The organism is Thermoplasma sp., assembly GCF_023256435.1.
In the GTDB taxonomy this organism is placed as follows: Archaea; Thermoplasmatota; Thermoplasmata; order Thermoplasmatales; family Thermoplasmataceae; genus Thermoplasma.
The window spans coordinates 5295-24790 of sequence record NZ_JAGDXM010000057.1 but is presented as its reverse complement, the minus strand read 5'-3'; the positions used below and the strand labels follow the sequence as shown (position 1 = coordinate 24790).

The window sequence follows — 19496 nt, the reverse complement described above, 5'->3', positions numbered from 1 at the left end:
CCGAATATACGCCTGTGGAGATCGCTGCTTCAGGCTTGTACGGATGTCCGGAAAGACAGATGTCTCTTCGCTGTAAGGAAGATCCGATGCTTTAGCCGAGGAGTAGCTCACTCGTATCGGCATAGAGATGGTTCATGCGGGAGTTGCGTCCAGTTTTGCGTCCTTGCTCTCCTTCCCAAGGAACCATATCAAGGCGGTTACCGGAAAGACTATTAGAACCAACAGCAGCATAGAGTAGGAGTAGTTGTCATGAAACATTGTTGAAACCAACACCTCTATCGTTGATGCAGTTGAGGCAACCATTACTCCAATCATGTACGCGACACCAGGAATGGTTGCCCTGGCCTCCGCTGGGGATCTCTCGTTCATGTATACGCCGGGCATTGCCCAAGCCCCCTGAACTATGAACTGCATTATGATAGGAGCAAGGAAGGCAATGTATATGATCGATGACCTTCCGAATAACTCTGGAAAAGCCCACAGTGGCGATATCGCAATGCCGACAATAAGGAAAGCGATGGCATTCCATTTTCTTCCTAGCCTGGTATTCTGCGAAATTATGCCTGATATGACCCCGCCAACGATAGCGGCCGCATTATATGCTATCGCGATTGAGGCGACGTACGTCGTGCTGAAGTGCAGCTGATGCTCCAGAAACGTTGGATACAGATCCTGTGTTGAATGGGAAACGAAGTTCATGCCAACGAGCAAAATGGACAGATAGATGAAAAGTTTCCAGTGTTTTCCTATAGTTTTAAACGTCTGCCTGAATGAAGCCCTCTCCTTGAACTCATTATAGACAGGACTTTCCCTTGTTGTGATCATAATATATATTACGGCTATGGCCGGTAGCGCTGCGAAGTAAAACATAGGTCTCCATCCATATTTTGGGTAAACGAATAGGTATACAATTGCTGCCAGGAGATAGCCAGTTGGATATCCACCCTGAATCAGTCCAGATACCCAGCCTCTTGCCTTTGTAGGCAAAGATTCCATAGCGAGCGCAAATCCGGATCCCCATTCTCCTCCCATGCCGAAGCCGTAGAGGGCCCTGAGTATTAGAAATATTGTAATGGTCGGCGAAAAGGCGACCAACGTATCGAAAAATGCAAGGAACATGAGACTTATGATCATAGTTATTTTTCGTCCGTATTTGTCACCCACAGGACCAAAAAAGAGAGACCCCAAAAACCTCATGGTCAGGGTAAGGGTTATACTTAGTGTTATCACAACTAGGGCGACATTGAACGTCTTTGCTATAGCAAGCATAACAAACGTTATCAAAAAGAAGTCGAATGCGTCCAGAGACCATCCAAGATATGTGGCGACAATGGTATGAGCCTGTGATCGGGTAATATGCTGACGAGCTGTATCGGAGCGCATATGGAAAAATTTAACATTTGGATGTATAAGAATATTTCACTTAATCTTTATATATAGATTATGAATAATATATTATTAAAGGGAAAAATTTTACAAGATACGAGCATCATGCAAGTTTCAATCGTTTCAGATCGCTCAGGGTTAAATTATTCAATTTTGGCGCATAAATTCCCTTACGTTCTGCAATCGTAAACATAAAACTAAATGTTAGGGAAATTTAGTTAATTGAAAGAATTACATTTTATATTAATTCGTCAATGGCCATATCATTCCACCATTTCCAAGGTCAATGTATGAGCCCCTCCACCGCCATGGCAGAGTGTAGCCAGTCCAGTCTTCATATGTCTGTGCTTCAGCGCATTTATCAACGTTACTATGATCCTGGCTCCACTATTCCCGATCGGATGTCCTATCGCAACTGCACCCCCATTCACATTGAATCTGTCATTATCTATCTTCAATTCATTTCTGACTATGACCGAGGCTATTGAGAAGGCTTCGTTGTGTTCAACAAGGTCATAGTAATCAATGGTCTTATGCTGTTTTTCCAGCAGTTTTCTCGTTGCCGGTATAGGTGCCTCGACGAAATCAAGAGGATCGAGAGATGCCTGTTCGTATCCGGTGATCCTTGCCACCGGCTTAAGGCCATATTCGTTGATTGCTTTTTCAGAAGCTATCATGAGCGCAGATCCACCGTCAGAAAGCTGTGCAGAGTTACCGGCGGTCAATATTCCGTTTTTCTCAAATGCCGGAGGTAGCTTTGCGAGATCCTCCATGGTCGTCTTCCTTATGCCCTCATCACGATCCAGGTTTTCAAACGGAACGATCTCGTCGGCAAATTCTCCAGATTCTGTCGCTTTGATGGCTCTTTCATAGCTCTGCACAGAGTATTCATCAGCCATCTCCCTTGTTATGCCGAATTTTCTAGATGTTCGTTCCGCTGAGACGCCCATATGTTCGAAATAGAATGCATCCAGAAGGCCATCAACTAGCATAGCATCATCTATCTTGTAGTTCTTGTGAAGAAGATGTTTGGGTCCCCATCTGAGATCCGCAGGGAGCAGGAAAGGAGCATTGCTCATGCTCTCCATACCTCCGGCGATCACGAGATCTTTCTCACCTAGGGCAATCTCCCTTGCTGCGCTTTCCACCGCCAGCATACCTGATGCACATACAACATTAACAGTATATTTAAGGACAGAATTTGGAAGACCTCCGTGAAACGCAGCCTGGCCGGCTGGATTTTGCCCATTTCCAGCTTGAATAACATTACCCATTATTACTTCTTCCACCGATTTTGCATCTATGTGTGTTTCGTCCATTACCGCTTTAATAGCTGCACCACCTAGCTGGGGGGCCTTTAACTTTGAAAAAGATCTTCCGAACTTGCCTATGGCAGTTCTCTTGGCAGCTACAATATATACATCTCTCATATTCTAAAATGACAAGGCAATTAATACATTTTTACTTTAGCACATCCATGAACAGTTTCCTTACGGTCGAACAGAGAATGGTGCATTAAGCTATGTATCTTTGATGGCTGCTGGAAGGTGATAAAAATTTCTACATGTAAAAAAATTAGAAAAGATCCAATATTTTTCTGATTATTTCGGCATTCTAATCGAATCAAAGTTTAAATCATGGACAATGTTAATAAGTTAATGTCAAAGGTGATGCCTTGGTAGTTGTAGGATTAGATGTAGGTTATGGTGATACAAAGGTAATAGGAGTCGACGGCAAGAGGATACTGTTTCCTTCCAGATGGGCCGTTACGGAGACTGAAAGCTGGGGTATAGGTGGCAAGATACCGGTTCTTAGCACTGATGGAGGTCAGACGAAATTCATATATGGCAAGTATGCCAGTGGTAATAACATAAGGGTCCCTCAGGGTGATGGGAGGCTGGCCAGCAAGGAGGCCTTTCCCCTAATAGCTGCAGCACTTTGGGAAACGGGCATACACAACGATGGAAGCCCAGTGGATCTTGTAATAGGCAGCGGAACACCTCTCGGTACGTTTGATCTGGAGGTCAAAGCGGCAAAAGAGGCACTGGAAAATAAGGTGCTTACAGTCACAGGACCTGAGGGTGAGGTCAGGCAGTTCAACATAACCAGGCTCATAATGAGGCCACAGGGAGTGGGTGCTGCCCTGTACCTATTGAATCAGGGAATAATTGAACAGCAGCCGGGTTATGGAGTTGTCATCGATGTAGGATCTAGGACTACTGATGTTCTGACGATAAACTTGATGGACATGGAGCCTGTGGTGGAGCTATCCTTCAGTCTGCAGATAGGTGTTGGTGACGCAATTTCCGGGCTTTCAAGAAAGATAGCCAAGGAGACAGGATTCGTCGTTCCATTTGATCTGGCTCAGGAGGCACTTTCACATCCGGTCATGTTCAGGCAGAAGCAGGTCGGTGGTCCTGAGGTTTCCGGGCCAATACTGGAGGACCTTGCCAACAGAATCATAGAGAACATAAGACTGAACCTGAGGGGAGAGGTCGACCGTGTCACATCACTGATACCGGTTGGTGGAGGATCAAACCTGATAGGCGACCGCTTTGATGAGATCGCACCAGGTACTCTGGTGAAGATAAAGCCCGAAGATCTGCAGTTTGCAAATGCACTTGGATATAGGGATGCGGCGGAAAGATCGATGTAGATAATGCATGACGATACGAATTGTCCTTGACCTTAGCGACGAGGAGAAAAAAATAGTGGATCTCATAAGGATACAGGGGGAGACGTACGTAGATACCATCAAAAGAATAATAGAGGATTACTATGAATATCAACTGGTCAAGGACGCCGTGAATAAAATTTACGATAAATTGGGCCTGTCCGAAAAGAAGGAAAAAACAGATGATCCACCACCAGAGATAAAATCTAAGAAAAAGACTGAGATCAGTCAAGGGCATCCCGTCAGCATGACCAAGGTGGAGGAGCTTAAGAAAAATCTTGAAAGCAGATGGAAGTGAAGCTTCAATTACAATTTTTTAATATACAGATCCAAATTCAGTTACATCGCCTTTTATATATTTATCCTAAACGTTAACTTTAAGTTTGATGATATAATACCCGCCTGTAATCATGCTTATGTATTAAATATCATAAGCATGAATATATGAGAATAATGTAAGATATGTGATGGTGGTAATATGGCGAAGATGCTCGTAATGGTGATCACTGGAAAAGAGAACATCAACACGGAAATGGTAGCATTCAATTTTGCCATAAATTCAGTCCAGAACGCACATGCACAGGTCGAAATGCTATTTCTTGGGCGCGGTGTGGAAGCCGTACTCAAGAATCAGAACAATTCAGATACATTCCTGGCGCAGATTCAGAAAGCAAGATCGCTGAACATACGGCTAACAATATGCAGCGTTAGCATGAAATCTCTGGGTATAACCGATGAAATGATATTTGAGGGCCTAGATAAGGTTATGGGCGGAGTCGAAACAGCTGCTCGTATCGACGAAGGATACCAGGTGATAACTTTCTAAGTTGATGGAAATGGACATAACACTGCTTCAATATATTTTCTCAATAATATCTGGCGTTATAGTCGGTTTTTCTCTCGGCCTGATCGGAGGTGGCGGATCAATACTGGCCATTCCGCTCCTGATATACTTCGTAGGAATAAGGAATCCACATCTAGTGATCGGTACGACGGCGCTTGCCGTGGGTGTAAATGCACTAATAAATGTATACAGTCATTTCAAAAAGAAGAACGTCAATCTCAGGACAGGGGCTATATTCACAGTATTCGGCGTTATAGGCGTCTTGATAGGTACAACGCTCGGTCTCATCACACCTGGTGGAAAGTTGCTGTTTCTCTTCTCATTTCTAATGATGATCATTGGAGCATACATGTTTGTAACCAAATGCAGGACATGCAAGAATTATGACGCCATACCGGGCAACAATCCGAAGAGTAAGGAAGATCCACCCGACCCACCAAAGAAAAGTTTCTGGCAGAGAGCAAAGCTGGAGATATTTGGAGTGCTCGCTGGCTTTGCTTCAGGCTACTTCGGAATAGGTGGTGGATTCCTGATCGTTCCTGCTCTTCTTTATTCTGCCGATATAACTATGAATCTAGCAGTAGGTACTTCACTTCTTTCTGTTGGGACGTTCGGACTTGTTACAGCATTGAGATATGGAATAGCAGGCAAGGTTCTAATATCTATAGCTCTTTTGTACGTCCTCGGCGGAATTTTTGGAGGATACGCTGGTGCTAGAGTTTCAACAACGATGAAAAGATCCACACTTCGAAAATTCTTCTCTCTCATAATAATCATCGTGGGAATATACATGGCTATAGAGTCCTACAGAGCCATGCTGTGATCTTAGTCTCATCTTTCATATTTTTCATTTTTTTATTCATTGATCAAAGTAAGTTTGTTGACTGTCATATATCATACATATGCCTAATTGCCTATTCAGGGCTTTATTTCAACAATTATCCACAAAATGTGCAGATGAAATGAGTTTAAACGCCACTCAAGTTTTTATAAGATTATAACCTATAGTTTAGACCAAATAAGATGGAATCAGAAACAAGACTATTCAGGATAGAGGACTTTTTCCCGTTCCTTGACAGCCATGTATCGAGATGGTTCAATAATAATTATTCATCCCTAACTGAACCTCAGAGATACGCCATTCCGTTGATACATGCTGGGAAAAATGTGCTGGTCTCAAGCCCGACAGGAACGGGTAAGACCATGACAGCCTTCCTTACAATCATAAATGAGCTCGTCACTCTTGCCAAGGAGGGCCGTCTGGAGGATCGCGTATACTGTGTATATATAAGTCCACTGAAGGCTCTTGCCAACGATATTAACAAGAACCTGAAATTCCCTCTTGACGGTATCTATTCGATAATGGAATCCGATGGTATGAAGATACCCAAGATAAGGATATCCGTAAGATCAGGAGATACCTCTGAGAGCGAAAGACAGAGAATGGTAAGGAAACCACCGCATATACTTATAACCACTCCAGAATCTTTCTCGCTGGCGCTTTCATCTCCGCGAATGAGAGAAAACCTCAGAAACGTCAGATATGTGATAATCGATGAGATCCACGAGATTTCTTCTACAAAGCGAGGAAGTCTTCTCTCTGCGAATCTGGAGAGATTGAATGTCATTTCTCCGGAAATGCTTAGGATAGGACTCTCAGCAACGCAGTCTCCCATAGAAGAGATAGCGAAGTATCTTGTTGGTTTTGATGGAGAAAAACCCAGGCCGTGCGAGATTGTAGAGGTCAGGGGGGAGAAACACCTTGATCTCAGGACAATAACGCCAGTACCCGATCTGACAAGGGTGAGTTTTGAGGTCGCCAACGATAGGATGTACGATATAATTGCAGATCTGGTTAAACAATACAGAACTACCCTTATATTTACAAACACTAGGAGCGGAACGGAACATGTTGCAATGCGCTTGAAGAGCAGGGGAATAGAGAGCCTCGAAGCTCATCATTCATCTATGGGCAAGGATCAGAGGCTCGAGGTGGAAAATAAACTTAAGAACGGCGAGTTGAAATGCGTAATAACATCCACATCGCTTGAGCTCGGCATAGATATAGGTTTCATCGATCTTGTTATACAGATAGGAAGCCCAAAATCTGTGAGCAAGGGGCTTCAGAGGATCGGAAGATCAGGACATGGCGTCGATGAGCTTTCAAAGGGCATCTTTATAGTATTCACACTTGACGATCTGGTCGAATGTGCAGTTCTAACAAAGGCAGCATACAGCCGTCAGATAGATAGGGTGGATATACCTAAGAATCCGCTGGATGTGCTTGCTCAGATAATCGTAGGTATGTCTCTGGAAAGGGTGTGGCGTATAGATGAGGCTTTCGATCTTATCAGAAATTCATATACGTTCCATGGCCTGAGCTTTGAAGAGTTCATGATGACTATGGATTATCTCTCGGGAGAACTTGAAAATCTTTCGATATATCCAAAAATATGGGTTGACAGAGAGGCAGGTACATTTGGTAAGAAGAGGAGCACCAGAATGATTTATTTCATGAACGTTGGCACCATACCTGATGAAGCCAATTATAAGGCTATAAATGAAAAGGGAAAGAATGTTGGTGAGCTGAGTGATAAGTTCGTTGAAAGGCTGAAGGCAGGTGATGTCTTTGTACTTGGCGCAAGAACCTATCTGTTCGAAAAAACTGTGAGAAACAGAGTATACGTCAGATCCGTAACAGGAATGAAACCAACTGTGCCTTCTTGGACGGGTGAGATGCTGCCCAGAAGCTATGATCTTGGCGTTATGATAGGTGAATTCAGAAAGAAGATAGCGGCGATGATCAAATCTGGACAGGACCCAACAGATATGCTCATTACGGAATACCATGTGGATGAAAATGGAGCAAGGAGCATCATATCCTATGTCAAAGCACAGATGAACTATGGCATACCAACGGAAGATCACTGTCTTATAGAGGGATATAAGGAATCAGACGACGTATACGGTCTAATATTCCATGTGCCTCTTGGTAGAAAGGTTAACGACGCACTCTCGAGATCTTATGCACTGGCCATATCAAATAAGTACGGTTCCAATACACGCATCACGATAACGGATGATGGCTTCATCATCTATGTAGAGAGAAAAATACCCATAGAGGAGGCAATCAAGAGTGTAAATTCAACCAATTTTAGGGATCTTGTACGCAGATCCATAGCAAATACTGAGCTATTCAAGCAGCGTTTCAGGCACTGTGCGGCGAGGTCTCTGATGGTCCTTCGCTCTTATAAGGGATACGATATATCGGTGGCCAGGCAGCAGCTGAGAAGTGATAGACTGCTCAATGAACTTCAGAAGCATGAAGATTTTTCCATAATACGTGAGACATACAGAGAGATAATGGAGGATCTGATGGATGTGCCAAGAGCAGAGCAGTACGTTAAATCTGTTATGGATACACATTCGTATTCTGTGAGAGGCTATTCCACGGAATCTAGTCCATTCTCATACGGGATGATAATGGCGGGATCGTCTGATATCGTGATGATGGAAGACAGATCCAAGATGCTCAGGGATCTGCAGAGCAGGATGCTTGAAAAGATATATGGTGGGGAGTCGATCCACTTCATATTCGAGAATCAGAAGGATGTGGATGACTATTTTAAAAAGAAGATCCCGCATGTATACGACGAGGAATCGCTCATCAGATTTGCAAATCACTTTCCATACATAGACATAATCAAGGATCGTTTCAATTCGCCTTACCAATATGCCGATTCTGAGATAAAAGAGGTCATAGAAAAGGCTGTCGAGGATGGTAAAATCATATCAGCATATGTTAGGGGCCTAGTATGGACCTCGTATGAATATTACCCCATGCTGTGGACTCTGTTCAGAAAAAAAATAGATCTAAAGGATGAGGATGAGAAGATTCTGGAAAGCTGTGATGGTAAATCCTTCTCGGATCTGAGATCAGAACTTGGAATAGACGATACCACTCTTAAAAATGCTATTCAGAAGCTCGAATCTGCATATCTGATCATTAGAAAGTCAAAGAATGGCCTGACTGTATTCTTCAAGAATAAAGGAGATTTCTCTGTGGACGCTCGAACAGCTTCCGAGCGTCTAATAGAGATAGCCCTATCTGCCTATGGTCCGATGACCCTGGACGAGATTGAGATAAAGTTGCCGATTGGAAGAGAAACGTTACGATCAATACTTGATAGCATGGTTTCCGATGGCACTGCTATATACGATTACATTACGCCTGTTTATAGCAAACAGTACATGCTTGTTTCTGATCTTAAAGCGTTGAAGAATGTTGAAGACATAACAAGACTTAGACTTTCGAGGATAACGAAGAAGGTTAAAGATCCCAGGGAATACTTTGATGTTTATGGTTTCGCATTTGATGTGGAGAATATCAATGCTCGGCTGATCAGTGGAAAATTAGACAGTTTTGACGATCTGATAGAGGAAGGTTATGTTGTCCGTGGGCACTTTATAAAGAACAAGATCACCTACGCAGCCAGATGGTTTATAGACATGATGTTCACTCTCAGAGATCATACGATAAGCAACGAGGAGAAGGTGGTAATGGATGCAGTGGATGAGGGAATCACAAGCGAGAAGATCATAGCAGAGAGAATAGGTATGGACAAAAAGATCGTCAGGCAGATACTGCGATCGCTGGAATACAAGATCATGGTTTCCAGGGACGGTGACTCTGTCTTGAAGATATCTGCGAGGGACATAGGTTATGATAATGCGCTGCATATGCTCATCGATAAATTTGGGCCGATAACTCAGGACGAAATACGCAAGTTCTTCTGGTTCAATCCAGACATGCGCTCCATAAAGGCGAACAGCACATTTTTCAAGGGGGATCTATACTATTATACCGAAAGATCTGATGGAATATCTGGAGTCTCGGTGACTACGGTCATAGATCCGGTGATGATTTATCTGCAGATATATGTTGAGAACATAGATTACAACAGATTGCTAATTGTAGATGGAGAAGAGATCGCAACTTTCTACATGGAAGAGAAAGATGGGGTCAAATGGATAAGCGATCTGTCAACCGGTGGAAAATATGAGGATGCCGTGAGATACGTGATGAATTATTATAAAGAAGGATGGCTCGTGATAATACCGCCAAACGGTATTTCCGGAGATGGCAATCTGGAGATAGTGACCAGGCCAAAAGGTTTCATTATAAATTACGATGAATCTGAGATTCTTTCAACAGCTGTCAGAATAATGAGAAAGAAGATCAAGAAGGCAAATCTATATGAATCATTTTCAGACATATACTTTGGGATTAGGGATTCAATAGAGTCTCAGAGATATGGGATTTCTGAGATGAACCTGCAGAACTATTTTGAGTCATCGCTTCTGTACCAGTTTAATGGGCCGTTCAACCGCACTGCGATGGCTACAAGGGAAATAATATCAATCTACAGATCGCTCTCTGATCGCAAGATGACAAGCGAGGAAGAGTCTGTTATAAGATCGATCATGATGCTCGAGGAAGCCACTGAAAGACAGATAATGAACAACACTGAGATGGATGCCAGAACGCTGAAGAAGGTGATGGATCTCCTCTACGAGCGCAGATATATCGCAAAGAACTATGAGAGAAAATTCGTAGCTATAGCCCAGAGATACACCCCGGATGAAGCGGCAGCATTGCTTGCTGATCAGGTTCTGAAGGATTTGGGTATGATGACGCCTACGAGATTCGCACAGATGACTGACATGGACGTTAATAGATCTCTCAAGCTTTTGGATCATGTGGAAGGTTCATCAAGGTTCTTCAACATAAAGACGAAGGAGCTTTACATCAGCAGATTAAATTTAATCGAGTCACCTGTCATGAATGGAGGAGAAGAGGCCATATTTTCCGCAAAGGACATACTGGCGCTTTTATATGCGGATTTTTTCAAAATGATCTTCGGAAATGGCTTTGATATGTTCTATTTTGATGGTAAAACCTTTTCTGCAGCCCTTTCCGTTCAGCGAACAGTGAGACATCTTCGCCTTAAAAAATTTGAGGGCGATTCTAACGCATTGCCAAGGATAGCTGAAAAGCTGAAGGAGATGGGGTACCTTCTTTCGATGCAGAGATTATGATATAGACTAATTCAGCAGATCAGTTCGATAGTTGATCTGGATGATCGATTTAGATAAATTTATATATGTCTGCATCTTTAATAATATATGAAGGCTCTTATCGCCTATGACGGCAGTGAAACAGCTCAGTGTGCTCTCGAATTTGCGTTGAATCTCAAAAACTCCATAAACAAATTCCTTGTAGTATATGTAATTCCACAGATAATAGGTACTACACCAACCTATGATACATATGTGCCGGAATCTATGTTCGAAGACGAAAGAAGAAAGGCTGAAGAGATCATAGAAAAGGCCAAGAAACTTGTAAGCAACGAGAATCTGGATATAGAGTTTGAGATAGTTGATTCCGGTACAAAGACTGTGGCCAAGAAGATGGTGGAAGTTGCCGAAGAGAACGGAGTGGATCTTATAATAACCGGATCAAGAAATCTCAAGGGATTGACCAAGATCATATTGGGATCGGTGAGCAGCGAACTGCTGAAGTTGAGTACCGTTCCTGTGATGGTCTGCAGTACCAACGCATGCAAGTGATCTTTTTATATAGCTTATCCATTGGGGAATATGGGAAGTATCAGACCATTCAATATCAAGCGCACGGCTGAGGAACTTGCGGATAAATTTCCAGACTTATTCGGCGACAAATTTGAGGATAATAAGAAGAAATTGGAAAAGATGATGCCTGATGTCTCAAAGCGGACGATAAACATGGTGGCAGGTTATATCACCAGATATTCAGTGAAGAAGAAGCAGAAGGCGAAGAGGGAGATCGAAGAGAACTCGGCCAGCTGATCTCCCATGATCATTCTTTTCATCTGAATTATTCGTATTGCAAGATAAGCTGAATGGACAAAAACCAAATAATGATGGAATTGGAAAAATATTCGAAACTTGTTGACGAAGCAGACATCATAAATTTTATAGATGCCTACCTTTCGAATAGTTTCTATATAGATCCAGATACGATCAAGAATGATGGTGAATATTCCTTCATTTCTCAGGTCACCGGAATACTGGGTGAACGATCTCTGGATCGTGATGGTCGCACAATAAGATACGCAAAACTAGTCTTAGGAAATAGGATCACCTTCACGCTGTGGAATGAGGAAATTGAAAGATATTTCGAGATGCTTGCAGAAGGTAGAAAATATCGATTTATATTCTGCAACATCAGGTTTACAAGATTCGGTATTGAGGGAAGCCTTGGCCTGCGGGGTTTCATCCTCAACTATTGAATTTAGGCAGGTTCAGAAAATGTTGGTATACGATATGAAAATACCTTTCAATGAATCATGCATCAAATATCACCATCTAAAATATGATTATGGGATTCTTACCATTCCACGACATTATCGATAGTATAGATGAGGGTGATAAAGAGTTAAATTTTTAAGAGAGATTATAATGCTTCAGTAAATGGTTAACTGGGTAAGGGGTATTTCAGCGGCACTATTGTTCATTGGTTTGGCGTTTTATCTATCATGGTCGATTATGTACGGGACATGGTTCGACATCGGTCTTTATTCATTCACCATTGTGCTGATCGTTTTTGGTGTTTTAGGAATAATGTTGACCACGGTTAAAGATGAAGACTCCGTTTTAAACTGATATGATTAATGATGTAGAATGTTTCAATCATTCCCCGCGATAAGGAGTTTGGTGTACCTGTCTCCATATAGATAGTAACATTCCGAGAACTTTCTGTTTTTTCCTCCGGCCAGTTTTGTCATGTCTTCTCCCTCCGGTATATACTTTTCAATTCTCTCCGTGTTTCTGCTGTTTCTGAAGAAAAATTTGTGGCTGCTGTTCTCCTCGATCGTGGCTCCCAGCCTTATGTCATCGATGCTCTGTGTGATTATGACAACCGCAGTTTCAAAGTGTCTTGAATGCCTGACTGTATTCTCTATTATTTTAAGGGTCTGATCGTTTCTGAGCATAATATTGGCTTCTTCGATTATGATAGTCTTGCGGTCCTTGATAATGGACATGTATTCAGATATGGAACGGGCGAGATCCAGTCCTGTATGATCATCGATCTCAAATTTTATGAGATCGTATTTTACTATTATGATCCTTGCTGATTCTATTTTCTCGCTGCTCTTATGTAGCTCCTCTATGTATTTTTCCAGAGTCATTTCAATGCATGATCCGGAATAGTCTTGGCAATGGTATTCATTGAGTGGATCCAGCACAAGTACACGTGAATATTCAGAACTGGAAATTCTCTTTATCAAAAGTCCAGTAAAATGTGATTTGCCGGATCCGGTTTCTCCAGTTATCACGAAATTGTAAGATGAGTGCTCGAAATAATCAAGAAAGATGGGTTTTCCAGTGTATTCGTTCATCCCTAAAAATATTCCAGAGAGTTCTTCGCTGGAAAAATAGGCTGGAAAGAACGATGAAATTGAAATCCTGTCCATCGGATATGCTATATTTTCACTTCTGAAGTCCTCAAATCTAAATATTGATTTGGTTCCAGCGTCGCTCATATTTTTTGCTCTCATACCTGCGATTTTTAGGCCACGATCGAGTTTGGATATTTCGCGGGTAAGGCCATATGGGGCATTATGAATAACCATAAAGTCAAGTCCACACAGCAGTATCTGTGCTTCATCCTTTCTGGATTCATTGGACAGTTTTTCGGCAGACTTCATAACTGAATTCAGATACTCTGTATTTTCATTTCTGCTCTTTCGTTGCTTCAATTCGAAATTGATATCAGCGATCCTTGATGACGCTATTCTCAAGAGTCTTTGTCTGTTCATCTGCTTCATGCTGAACTTCACCACTGCAGGTATATCGCTTATCTCAAGCGCTTCGCAGTAGGTCGGAAAAGCAGGTTTCTCTGCATCGATCAGACTGAAAATTGATCTATTCATCTCCCCGGAAAGATAGTTTTTTCTCGGCGACAAAACTGATCTATGAAAGATCTGATATATCTTATCTATATCAGAATCTTCGATATCGAAATAAAGATGTACTTTCTTGCCTTCCCATGGTATTTGTTTCACTGTCTGTTTCAGGTTTTTAATATCATTTGCAGCATTCCACAAAAATAAGTAGGTGGAGTAATAGAGCTTACCTTTTATCACGGGATCTTCTGGTTTTTTCTTTTCAGGGAGATGAGGAACGGAGTACGCGGTGATGTTCAGGCCGGTCTTCATCAGATCCGATATGAACTCTGATATCTCTGAAAATGTTCCTGCATGATTATCGTAGTCGGTCTTCATTTTTGCAAGAACAGCTGTTGAATTTTGTATCTTGATCATTGTCAAGCCTTCTGATCTAATGATCACGGGATCTAGAGGCCTGTCCCTTTTTATCCTTTGTATTAATTTGATTATTCCCTTTCTGGATCCTGGATGAAGCACCATGATGAGGGGTGGTATGATTATGAGTGCATAAACGCCAAATATCTTTATAAGTATGAGCAACAGAGAGGATGAGATCATCAAGATGATAATGGTGTTTATGCGAAATCCATAATATTGAGGCCTGTACGCCAGTACATTTCTCAGAACTTTTTCCACTTCATCATTCAATCTGATTCTTCCCTCCTGTAAGAGGCTTCCTTCGAATACACATTGCTCCAGTCAAGTTTTTTGCTCATTGAGATCGTAGCAGATTCCTCGAGCTGTCCTCCGATGAATCCCAGAACCGCACTGGAAGGTATGTTGAGCGGTTTCATTCTGAAGTAGCCGCTTCTTATTTCGAGAAATATGAGGGAGGGAATCACGGGTGCGAGCATAAAGAACCCCAGTTGTAATATCGGGTCCGCCGAAAATATGAATGCCAAGTGCAGATCTATGATGATAGGTATCGGAAGAAGATTCAGCTCTATGAATGAGTAAAAGATCCGCACCAGATATTCTTGTGTTCTTCTGATGAATGCGATGGATGAAAAGATCGGAATAACAGCAATCAATAGAAGCTCAGCCGTTTCTCTGAATATTAACTCTGCAAGCAGAGAAGACATTGCCAAGAAATAAGACGTAAGATAGAGAAAGACCAGTACTATCGATGATGAACCGTCATTGGTTGAAAAATTCAATATCTGCGTTATGCTGAATATTGAATACCAGTTGATGTTTCCATAATTCCAAAGATAATCAAATACATACTCCGAAGCAAGAGCCATATATATGAGAATTTTGAATGAAAATGCCAAGCTCAGGAACGGAATCAATAAATTCATTAGGGCATGCGTGAATCTGAAATTCATAAGAAAAGCTCTGAAAGCTATGATAATTGAGAATAGAACAATGGATGCAGGAAGAATGATCGAGTATGCCGTATTCAATATGAAACTATACATGCTGTAATACTTATGTCCTGGCCTGAGTATCACTCCATAGGAATTTTCAGGGTTAAGTCCATAATAAATTATCAGATGCCAGAGTGGAGTGAGCAAAGTCAGATAGAGGGCTACAATGGATCTTATCACATCATAGATAAGAGTATCGACGGCGATCATGATCCCGTTATTATATAATTGAAAATGGCGTAGAGGAGACCGCTTACAGCCAGAATATAGATGAACGTTCCGATTGCGGCATTTTTCAGCCTGGATCTAGCCGCCATCCTTTTGTTTTCGTCTGTGCTGAAAAATTGGAAGGCAATCGGTATCCATAGGATGGATATGAGGATAGCTGACACGGATATGGCGATGGTATCGATTCTGGTCAGCATCGCCGATATATTATCGCTTACCACATACGCTATAAATGAAATAATTGCCATATTGGTCGATAATCACAGTATATTTAAATTTATACTTAATAAATGAAATATAATTATTGCATTTATTACAATTTTTTACATTTAGGTAAATCATTCATGCCCTATCAGTTCTCTGGATTTTCTTATCTTTGCCTGAAGGTATTCGGCCTTTCCTATATCTTTTCGCACGTAATAGTCCCCTTTGATATATTGCAAAGAAGCATCGACTATTTCTGAGGCTTCTGGAATGCTTTCTCCCTTCGCTAATATGGCCAGAGATCTTGAACTGCTCTGCTTCAGCTTGTGCATATCTCCGCTCACAGATGCATAAAAAATTTCAACGCCCGAATCGAATATCTTATCATCGATCTGTATTTCGCCAGGTTTAGGATTTGTCCCATAACCAACCGGAACGATATATTTGAGTACCGTTGCCTTCTTCTCGAAGATCTTCTCTCCCTGCAAATTACCCTCATATATCTGATGCAATATTTCTACAAAATCACTTTTGAGCAGAGATAATACATTTATACCCTCTGGATCAGCAAAGCGCGCGTTTATCTCTATCACCTTAACTCCTCTGGGTGAATCCATAAACTGACCGTACATTACCCCCTTGAATGGTGTGTTCTCAGAATTCATCGATCTTACTATATCGATCATTATGTGTGCAGCCTCATCCCTTGCGTTTCTGCTTAGGAACGGTAGCGTGAAATTTGAGTCAGAGATCGATCCCATACCTCCTGTATTCGGCCCAGAATCACCTTCATAAGCCCTCTTATAATCCTGGACTATGGGCATGAATGAAACATTTTTTCCGTCAACGAATGCTTGAAGACTGAACTCTTCTCCAACGACCTTTTCTTCTATAAGTACTACTCCGTCTCTCTTCAATACCTCAATGGCATAAGACTTTGCTTCCTCAAGGCTATGAAGCTGTTCACCCATCACCCGGACTCCCTTGCCTCCAGTCAGTCCTATTGGTTTGACGGCCACTTCCTTCATCATTGAAGCAAAAGCATCATTGATGTCGTTCTCACTGAAGCATTCTTTGAATTCAATGTTCCCAGGTATATTGTATCTTTTCATCAGTTCCCTCATGAACATCTTTGATGTTTCTATCCTGGCTGCCTCCATTGTTGGGGATGCCACAGGTATGCCATGCTTCATCAGATTATTCACAAGGGGTGTATCAAGTACCGGATCAGGCCCTATAAAGACCATATCAACAGAGTTTTCAAGAGCAAACTCTTCAATCTTCTTATAGTCCAGCTCGTTGCCAAGTAGATACTTCGAAGAAAGCGATTTTATTGATGGATTTTCATGACCTATAACGGATAAGAGCGTTGCTCCCGATCTTTTTATAGCTCTGGCTATTGCGTCTTCCCTGCCACCACTTCCGACCAACAATATCTTTTCCGTCATATCATTTCACCGTGATTATCGGATTCAGTTCTTGAATTCTCTCTCCAAACATGTTTCCAATATATCGAACGGTATATTATCAATTCGGTTTTTATTTTTCCATAAATTAATATAACGCCCGACACAATTGAACTCGTTATTCCATATATGCTATCTATCTAAGGAGCTCTGTCAATCAAAAGATATATCATGACTCGCCGGAATCAATCTTTCCTCCAGCTTCATCTTGTTTTTTCTTTTGTAGCTCGGTTTTTATCCGTCTGGTAAACTCTTCCTTTGAGACTCCAAAGTAGCTTTCAAATCTACGGCCAAGAATGTAAAATTTGGCGTTCCCTCTGTTCACTGCCTTTATCAGGCCCATACCCTCAAGATGTTCGATTATTTCATCTGTTCTCTTATGAGCTATTTTTCTGATTACACTGGAACTTATGCCTCTTTCATTCATTGCAATATTCGCTAGAACCTTCATTTCGGATCCAGAAATATCTGGCGGAGATACTGCATAAGCCTCCTTAAAATAATCCGATCTGAGCTGAATTCTATATTTGTATCCATAAGCTGCGAGCTCAAGAGCACCGTCTCTCTCTTCATATTCCTTTTTGAGCTTCACGATAGCCTTTCTGATATTAGAAGGGTCGGCTGAGAGTATCTGCGATATGAACCTGACATTGAGAGGAGTTCTACTCGAATAAAGAATAGCTTCAACTCGATTGATCAGATCCTTTTCCGCATCATCGATCATCAGTAATGCTTCACCCTATGTATCCATAAGTCTATTCAGGACTGGCTTATCAATTTTTTCACCTTTTCCAGCATAATTAAATATTTGATCCAATACAAAAATTATATCCATGAATCATCGCATTCATTGGAGTTTTTGCATTCCCTCAAGAATGATCTTGTATTCGCAATGCTGATGAAACATGCCGTATGATCATGAAATAACGATAAAATTTAATAATCTTAGCGTATTCCTGGTTTATGAATACCGAACATGAGTTCGGAAGTGATATCAAGTCAAATAATTTTTTAAAGGATAAATTGGATATAGAAAGTGATAAAAGACCGGCATCTATGTTTTACATATGGTTTGCATCTAATCTTACAGTGGGAGATTTCGCAGTTGGATTTATACCGGTTTACCTTGGGCTTCCGATCATCTATTCCGTCGTGGCGATAGTTATAGGTACGGTCGCAGGTGGAATAATGCTTTCCTATATGAGCCAGCTTGGCGTCATATACAGGGTGCCACAGATGTACATGGGAAGGGCACCATTTGGAACGATTGGTGGATCCCTTCTATCAATATTGCAGTGGGGAAACACAGCAGGCTGGCTTACGGTAAATGTGATCTTGGCTTCACTGGCCATATATGAGATTATGAAGATTCCCTACTATTTGATTATAATGTCAATAGTGATCGTTGTGGCTCTGACCGCTTTGATAGGATACAGGGCGATAAGAATACTTGAAAGATCCATGTCTTATGTTCTCGGGATACTGTTTGTGTTTCTCATAATATTCTTGATATACTCTCACTTCTCCATATCTTATCCTTATGCCCCCGTTTTAGATATCCCTTCTGCATTTGGCATCACATTTGCATCAGCCTTCTCATACATAATGTCATGGGGGCCATATGCCGCTGATTATTCAAGGCATGTTCAGCTGAAGAAACCCTCCAGGATAATCTTCTATTATACTCTGCTCGGTTCGGTCATTGCATCCGTATTTGCCGAAATCGTAGGCATGTTGGTTTCTGCGGCTTCAGGTAACCCCTCAGGATCGCCGGCCGCGGATCTCTCAATGGTGATGAATAGATATGCTCTCATAGGCATGCTGGCATTATTCCTTGGCGGGATCGCTGCCAATGCTATTAACCTTTATTCTAATTCCCTGGCGTTTCTTTCAATAGGATTTAGGTCAGAGAGATGGGTGGCCATCATCGTTGCCTCCATATTTTCATTTGCGATGGGTATAGTGGGATTCTTCAGGTTCTATGGTTTTTATGAAACTTTCCTGTTCATACTTGATTACTGGATAACGCCATGGATAGGCATAATGATAGCTCATTTCTTCCTGGTTCGGAAACTTAATCCTGAACGGTTCAACGATCTGCCTAGACTGGTGAAGCCAGGCATATACGCATATCTGATCTCGATAATAGTTTCAATTCCGTTCATGGCTCCAGCAGGTATAATAAACATGCCAGTTGCTGCACTTCTCCATGGGGTAGATATAAGCTATTTCGTTTCATTCTTCCTAGCTATGATCCTCTATCTCTATTTTTCAAAATTATCGGTCCGTCAAAGAAACATACAAACCTCCGTAAAAAATATTCGATAAGTTTTT

The 19496-nt window shown here is 41.7% G+C and carries 17 protein-coding genes; 10 read left to right on the top strand and 7 right to left on the bottom strand.

Annotated elements, in window-relative coordinates; genetic code table 11:
• Positions 1-132: 132 nt before the first annotated feature.
• Positions 133-1383, bottom strand: a complete 1251-nt coding sequence (locus tag Q0C15_RS07700) for an MFS transporter (protein WP_297218057.1) — start codon at positions 1381-1383, stop codon at positions 133-135.
• A 266-nt stretch (positions 1384-1649) separates the two neighbouring features.
• Complete coding sequence (locus Q0C15_RS07695; RefSeq protein ID WP_297218056.1) at positions 1650-2816, bottom strand: acetyl-CoA C-acetyltransferase; 1167 nt, start codon at positions 2814-2816, stop codon at positions 1650-1652.
• A gap of 245 nt (positions 2817-3061) precedes the next feature.
• Here Q0C15_RS07695 and Q0C15_RS07690 point away from each other — a divergent pair, with 245 nt between their 5' ends.
• From Q0C15_RS07690 to Q0C15_RS07650, 9 genes are all read left to right on the top strand, one after another.
• On the top strand, positions 3062-4042 hold the full coding sequence (locus tag Q0C15_RS07690) for an actin-like protein (RefSeq protein ID WP_110640690.1): 981 nt from the start codon (positions 3062-3064) through the stop codon (positions 4040-4042).
• Positions 4043-4049: 7 nt separating this feature from the next.
• A complete protein-coding gene (locus Q0C15_RS07685; RefSeq protein ID WP_110640692.1) occupies positions 4050-4358 on the top strand; it encodes a hypothetical protein in 309 nt (102 codons plus the stop codon).
• A 180-nt stretch (positions 4359-4538) separates the two neighbouring features.
• Positions 4539-4886, top strand: coding sequence for a DsrE family protein (locus Q0C15_RS07680; protein ID WP_297218055.1), 348 nt, complete (start codon positions 4539-4541; stop codon positions 4884-4886).
• A gap of 10 nt (positions 4887-4896) precedes the next feature.
• On the top strand, positions 4897-5727 hold the full coding sequence (locus tag Q0C15_RS07675) for a sulfite exporter TauE/SafE family protein (RefSeq protein WP_297218054.1): 831 nt from the start codon (positions 4897-4899) through the stop codon (positions 5725-5727).
• A 200-nt stretch (positions 5728-5927) separates the two neighbouring features.
• Complete coding sequence (locus Q0C15_RS07670) at positions 5928-11003, top strand: ATP-dependent helicase (RefSeq protein ID WP_297218053.1); 5076 nt, start codon at positions 5928-5930, stop codon at positions 11001-11003.
• 87 nt (positions 11004-11090) lie between these two features.
• Complete coding sequence (locus Q0C15_RS07665) at positions 11091-11534, top strand: universal stress protein (RefSeq protein ID WP_297218052.1); 444 nt, start codon at positions 11091-11093, stop codon at positions 11532-11534.
• A 30-nt stretch (positions 11535-11564) separates the two neighbouring features.
• Complete coding sequence (locus Q0C15_RS07660; protein WP_297218050.1) at positions 11565-11792, top strand: 30S ribosomal protein S17e; 228 nt, start codon at positions 11565-11567, stop codon at positions 11790-11792.
• A 53-nt stretch (positions 11793-11845) separates the two neighbouring features.
• Positions 11846-12235, top strand: coding sequence for a hypothetical protein (locus Q0C15_RS07655; RefSeq protein ID WP_297218047.1), 390 nt, complete (start codon positions 11846-11848; stop codon positions 12233-12235).
• Between the two features lie 181 nt (positions 12236-12416).
• Positions 12417-12608 carry a hypothetical protein gene (locus Q0C15_RS07650; RefSeq protein ID WP_297218044.1) on the top strand — a complete coding sequence of 64 codons (192 nt, stop codon included), beginning with the start codon at positions 12417-12419 and terminating at the stop codon, positions 12606-12608.
• A 23-nt stretch (positions 12609-12631) separates the two neighbouring features.
• On the opposite strand, the gene Q0C15_RS07645 is transcribed toward Q0C15_RS07650, so the two are convergent.
• The 5 genes from Q0C15_RS07645 to Q0C15_RS07625 all read right to left on the bottom strand — a co-directional run bounded on the left by Q0C15_RS07645 (position 12632) and on the right by Q0C15_RS07625 (position 17886).
• Complete coding sequence (locus Q0C15_RS07645) at positions 12632-14542, bottom strand: ATP-binding protein (RefSeq protein ID WP_297218041.1); 1911 nt, start codon at positions 14540-14542, stop codon at positions 12632-12634.
• Positions 14539-15474 (bottom strand): hypothetical protein, encoded by a 936-nt coding sequence (locus tag Q0C15_RS07640; RefSeq protein WP_297218038.1) that lies wholly within the window; start codon positions 15472-15474, stop codon positions 14539-14541. The genes Q0C15_RS07645 and Q0C15_RS07640 overlap by 4 nt, the downstream gene beginning before the upstream one ends.
• Entirely contained in the window at positions 15471-15740 is a 270-nt protein-coding gene (locus Q0C15_RS07635; RefSeq protein ID WP_297218036.1) for a hypothetical protein, read from the bottom strand. Before Q0C15_RS07635 ends, Q0C15_RS07640 begins: the two co-directional genes overlap by 4 nt.
• A 90-nt stretch (positions 15741-15830) precedes the next feature.
• Complete coding sequence (gene purD / locus Q0C15_RS07630; protein ID WP_297218033.1) at positions 15831-17144, bottom strand: phosphoribosylamine--glycine ligase; 1314 nt, start codon at positions 17142-17144, stop codon at positions 15831-15833.
• A gap of 187 nt (positions 17145-17331) precedes the next feature.
• Positions 17332-17886 (bottom strand): SMC-Scp complex subunit ScpB, encoded by a 555-nt coding sequence (locus Q0C15_RS07625; protein WP_297218031.1) that lies wholly within the window; start codon positions 17884-17886, stop codon positions 17332-17334.
• Between the two features lie 239 nt (positions 17887-18125).
• Here Q0C15_RS07625 and Q0C15_RS07620 point away from each other — a divergent pair, with 239 nt between their 5' ends.
• Positions 18126-19490 carry a cytosine permease gene (locus Q0C15_RS07620; RefSeq protein WP_297218029.1) on the top strand — a complete coding sequence of 455 codons (1365 nt, stop codon included), beginning with the start codon at positions 18126-18128 and terminating at the stop codon, positions 19488-19490.
• The last annotated feature ends 6 nt before the right edge of the window (positions 19491-19496 follow it).

What these genes read in the sequence shown, in the direction of transcription:
- Q0C15_RS07665 (WP_297218052.1), top strand. Translation starts at nt 11,091, where the DNA reads ATGAAGGCTCTTATCGCCTATGACGGCAGTGAAACAGCTCAGTGTGCT.
- Q0C15_RS07655 (WP_297218047.1), top strand. Translation starts at nt 11,846, where the DNA reads ATGGACAAAAACCAAATAATGATGGAATTGGAAAAATATTCGAAACTT.
- purD (WP_297218033.1), bottom strand. Translation starts at nt 17,144, where the DNA reads ATGACGGAAAAGATATTGTTGGTCGGAAGTGGTGGCAGGGAAGACGCA.
- Q0C15_RS07660 (WP_297218050.1), top strand. Translation starts at nt 11,565, where the DNA reads ATGGGAAGTATCAGACCATTCAATATCAAGCGCACGGCTGAGGAACTT.
- Q0C15_RS07675 (WP_297218054.1), top strand. Translation starts at nt 4,897, where the DNA reads ATGGACATAACACTGCTTCAATATATTTTCTCAATAATATCTGGCGTT.
- Q0C15_RS07620 (WP_297218029.1), top strand. Translation starts at nt 18,126, where the DNA reads ATGAATACCGAACATGAGTTCGGAAGTGATATCAAGTCAAATAATTTT.
- Q0C15_RS07670 (WP_297218053.1), top strand. Translation starts at nt 5,928, where the DNA reads ATGGAATCAGAAACAAGACTATTCAGGATAGAGGACTTTTTCCCGTTC.
- Q0C15_RS07685 (WP_110640692.1), top strand. Translation starts at nt 4,050, where the DNA reads ATGACGATACGAATTGTCCTTGACCTTAGCGACGAGGAGAAAAAAATA.
- Q0C15_RS07625 (WP_297218031.1), bottom strand. Translation starts at nt 17,886, where the DNA reads ATGATCGATGATGCGGAAAAGGATCTGATCAATCGAGTTGAAGCTATT.
- Q0C15_RS07635 (WP_297218036.1), bottom strand. Translation starts at nt 15,740, where the DNA reads ATGGCAATTATTTCATTTATAGCGTATGTGGTAAGCGATAATATATCG.
- Q0C15_RS07650 (WP_297218044.1), top strand. Translation starts at nt 12,417, where the DNA reads ATGGTTAACTGGGTAAGGGGTATTTCAGCGGCACTATTGTTCATTGGT.
- Q0C15_RS07680 (WP_297218055.1), top strand. Translation starts at nt 4,539, where the DNA reads ATGGCGAAGATGCTCGTAATGGTGATCACTGGAAAAGAGAACATCAAC.
- Q0C15_RS07640 (WP_297218038.1), bottom strand. Translation starts at nt 15,474, where the DNA reads ATGATCGCCGTCGATACTCTTATCTATGATGTGATAAGATCCATTGTA.
- Q0C15_RS07700 (WP_297218057.1), bottom strand. Translation starts at nt 1,383, where the DNA reads ATGCGCTCCGATACAGCTCGTCAGCATATTACCCGATCACAGGCTCAT.
- Q0C15_RS07695 (WP_297218056.1), bottom strand. Translation starts at nt 2,816, where the DNA reads ATGAGAGATGTATATATTGTAGCTGCCAAGAGAACTGCCATAGGCAAG.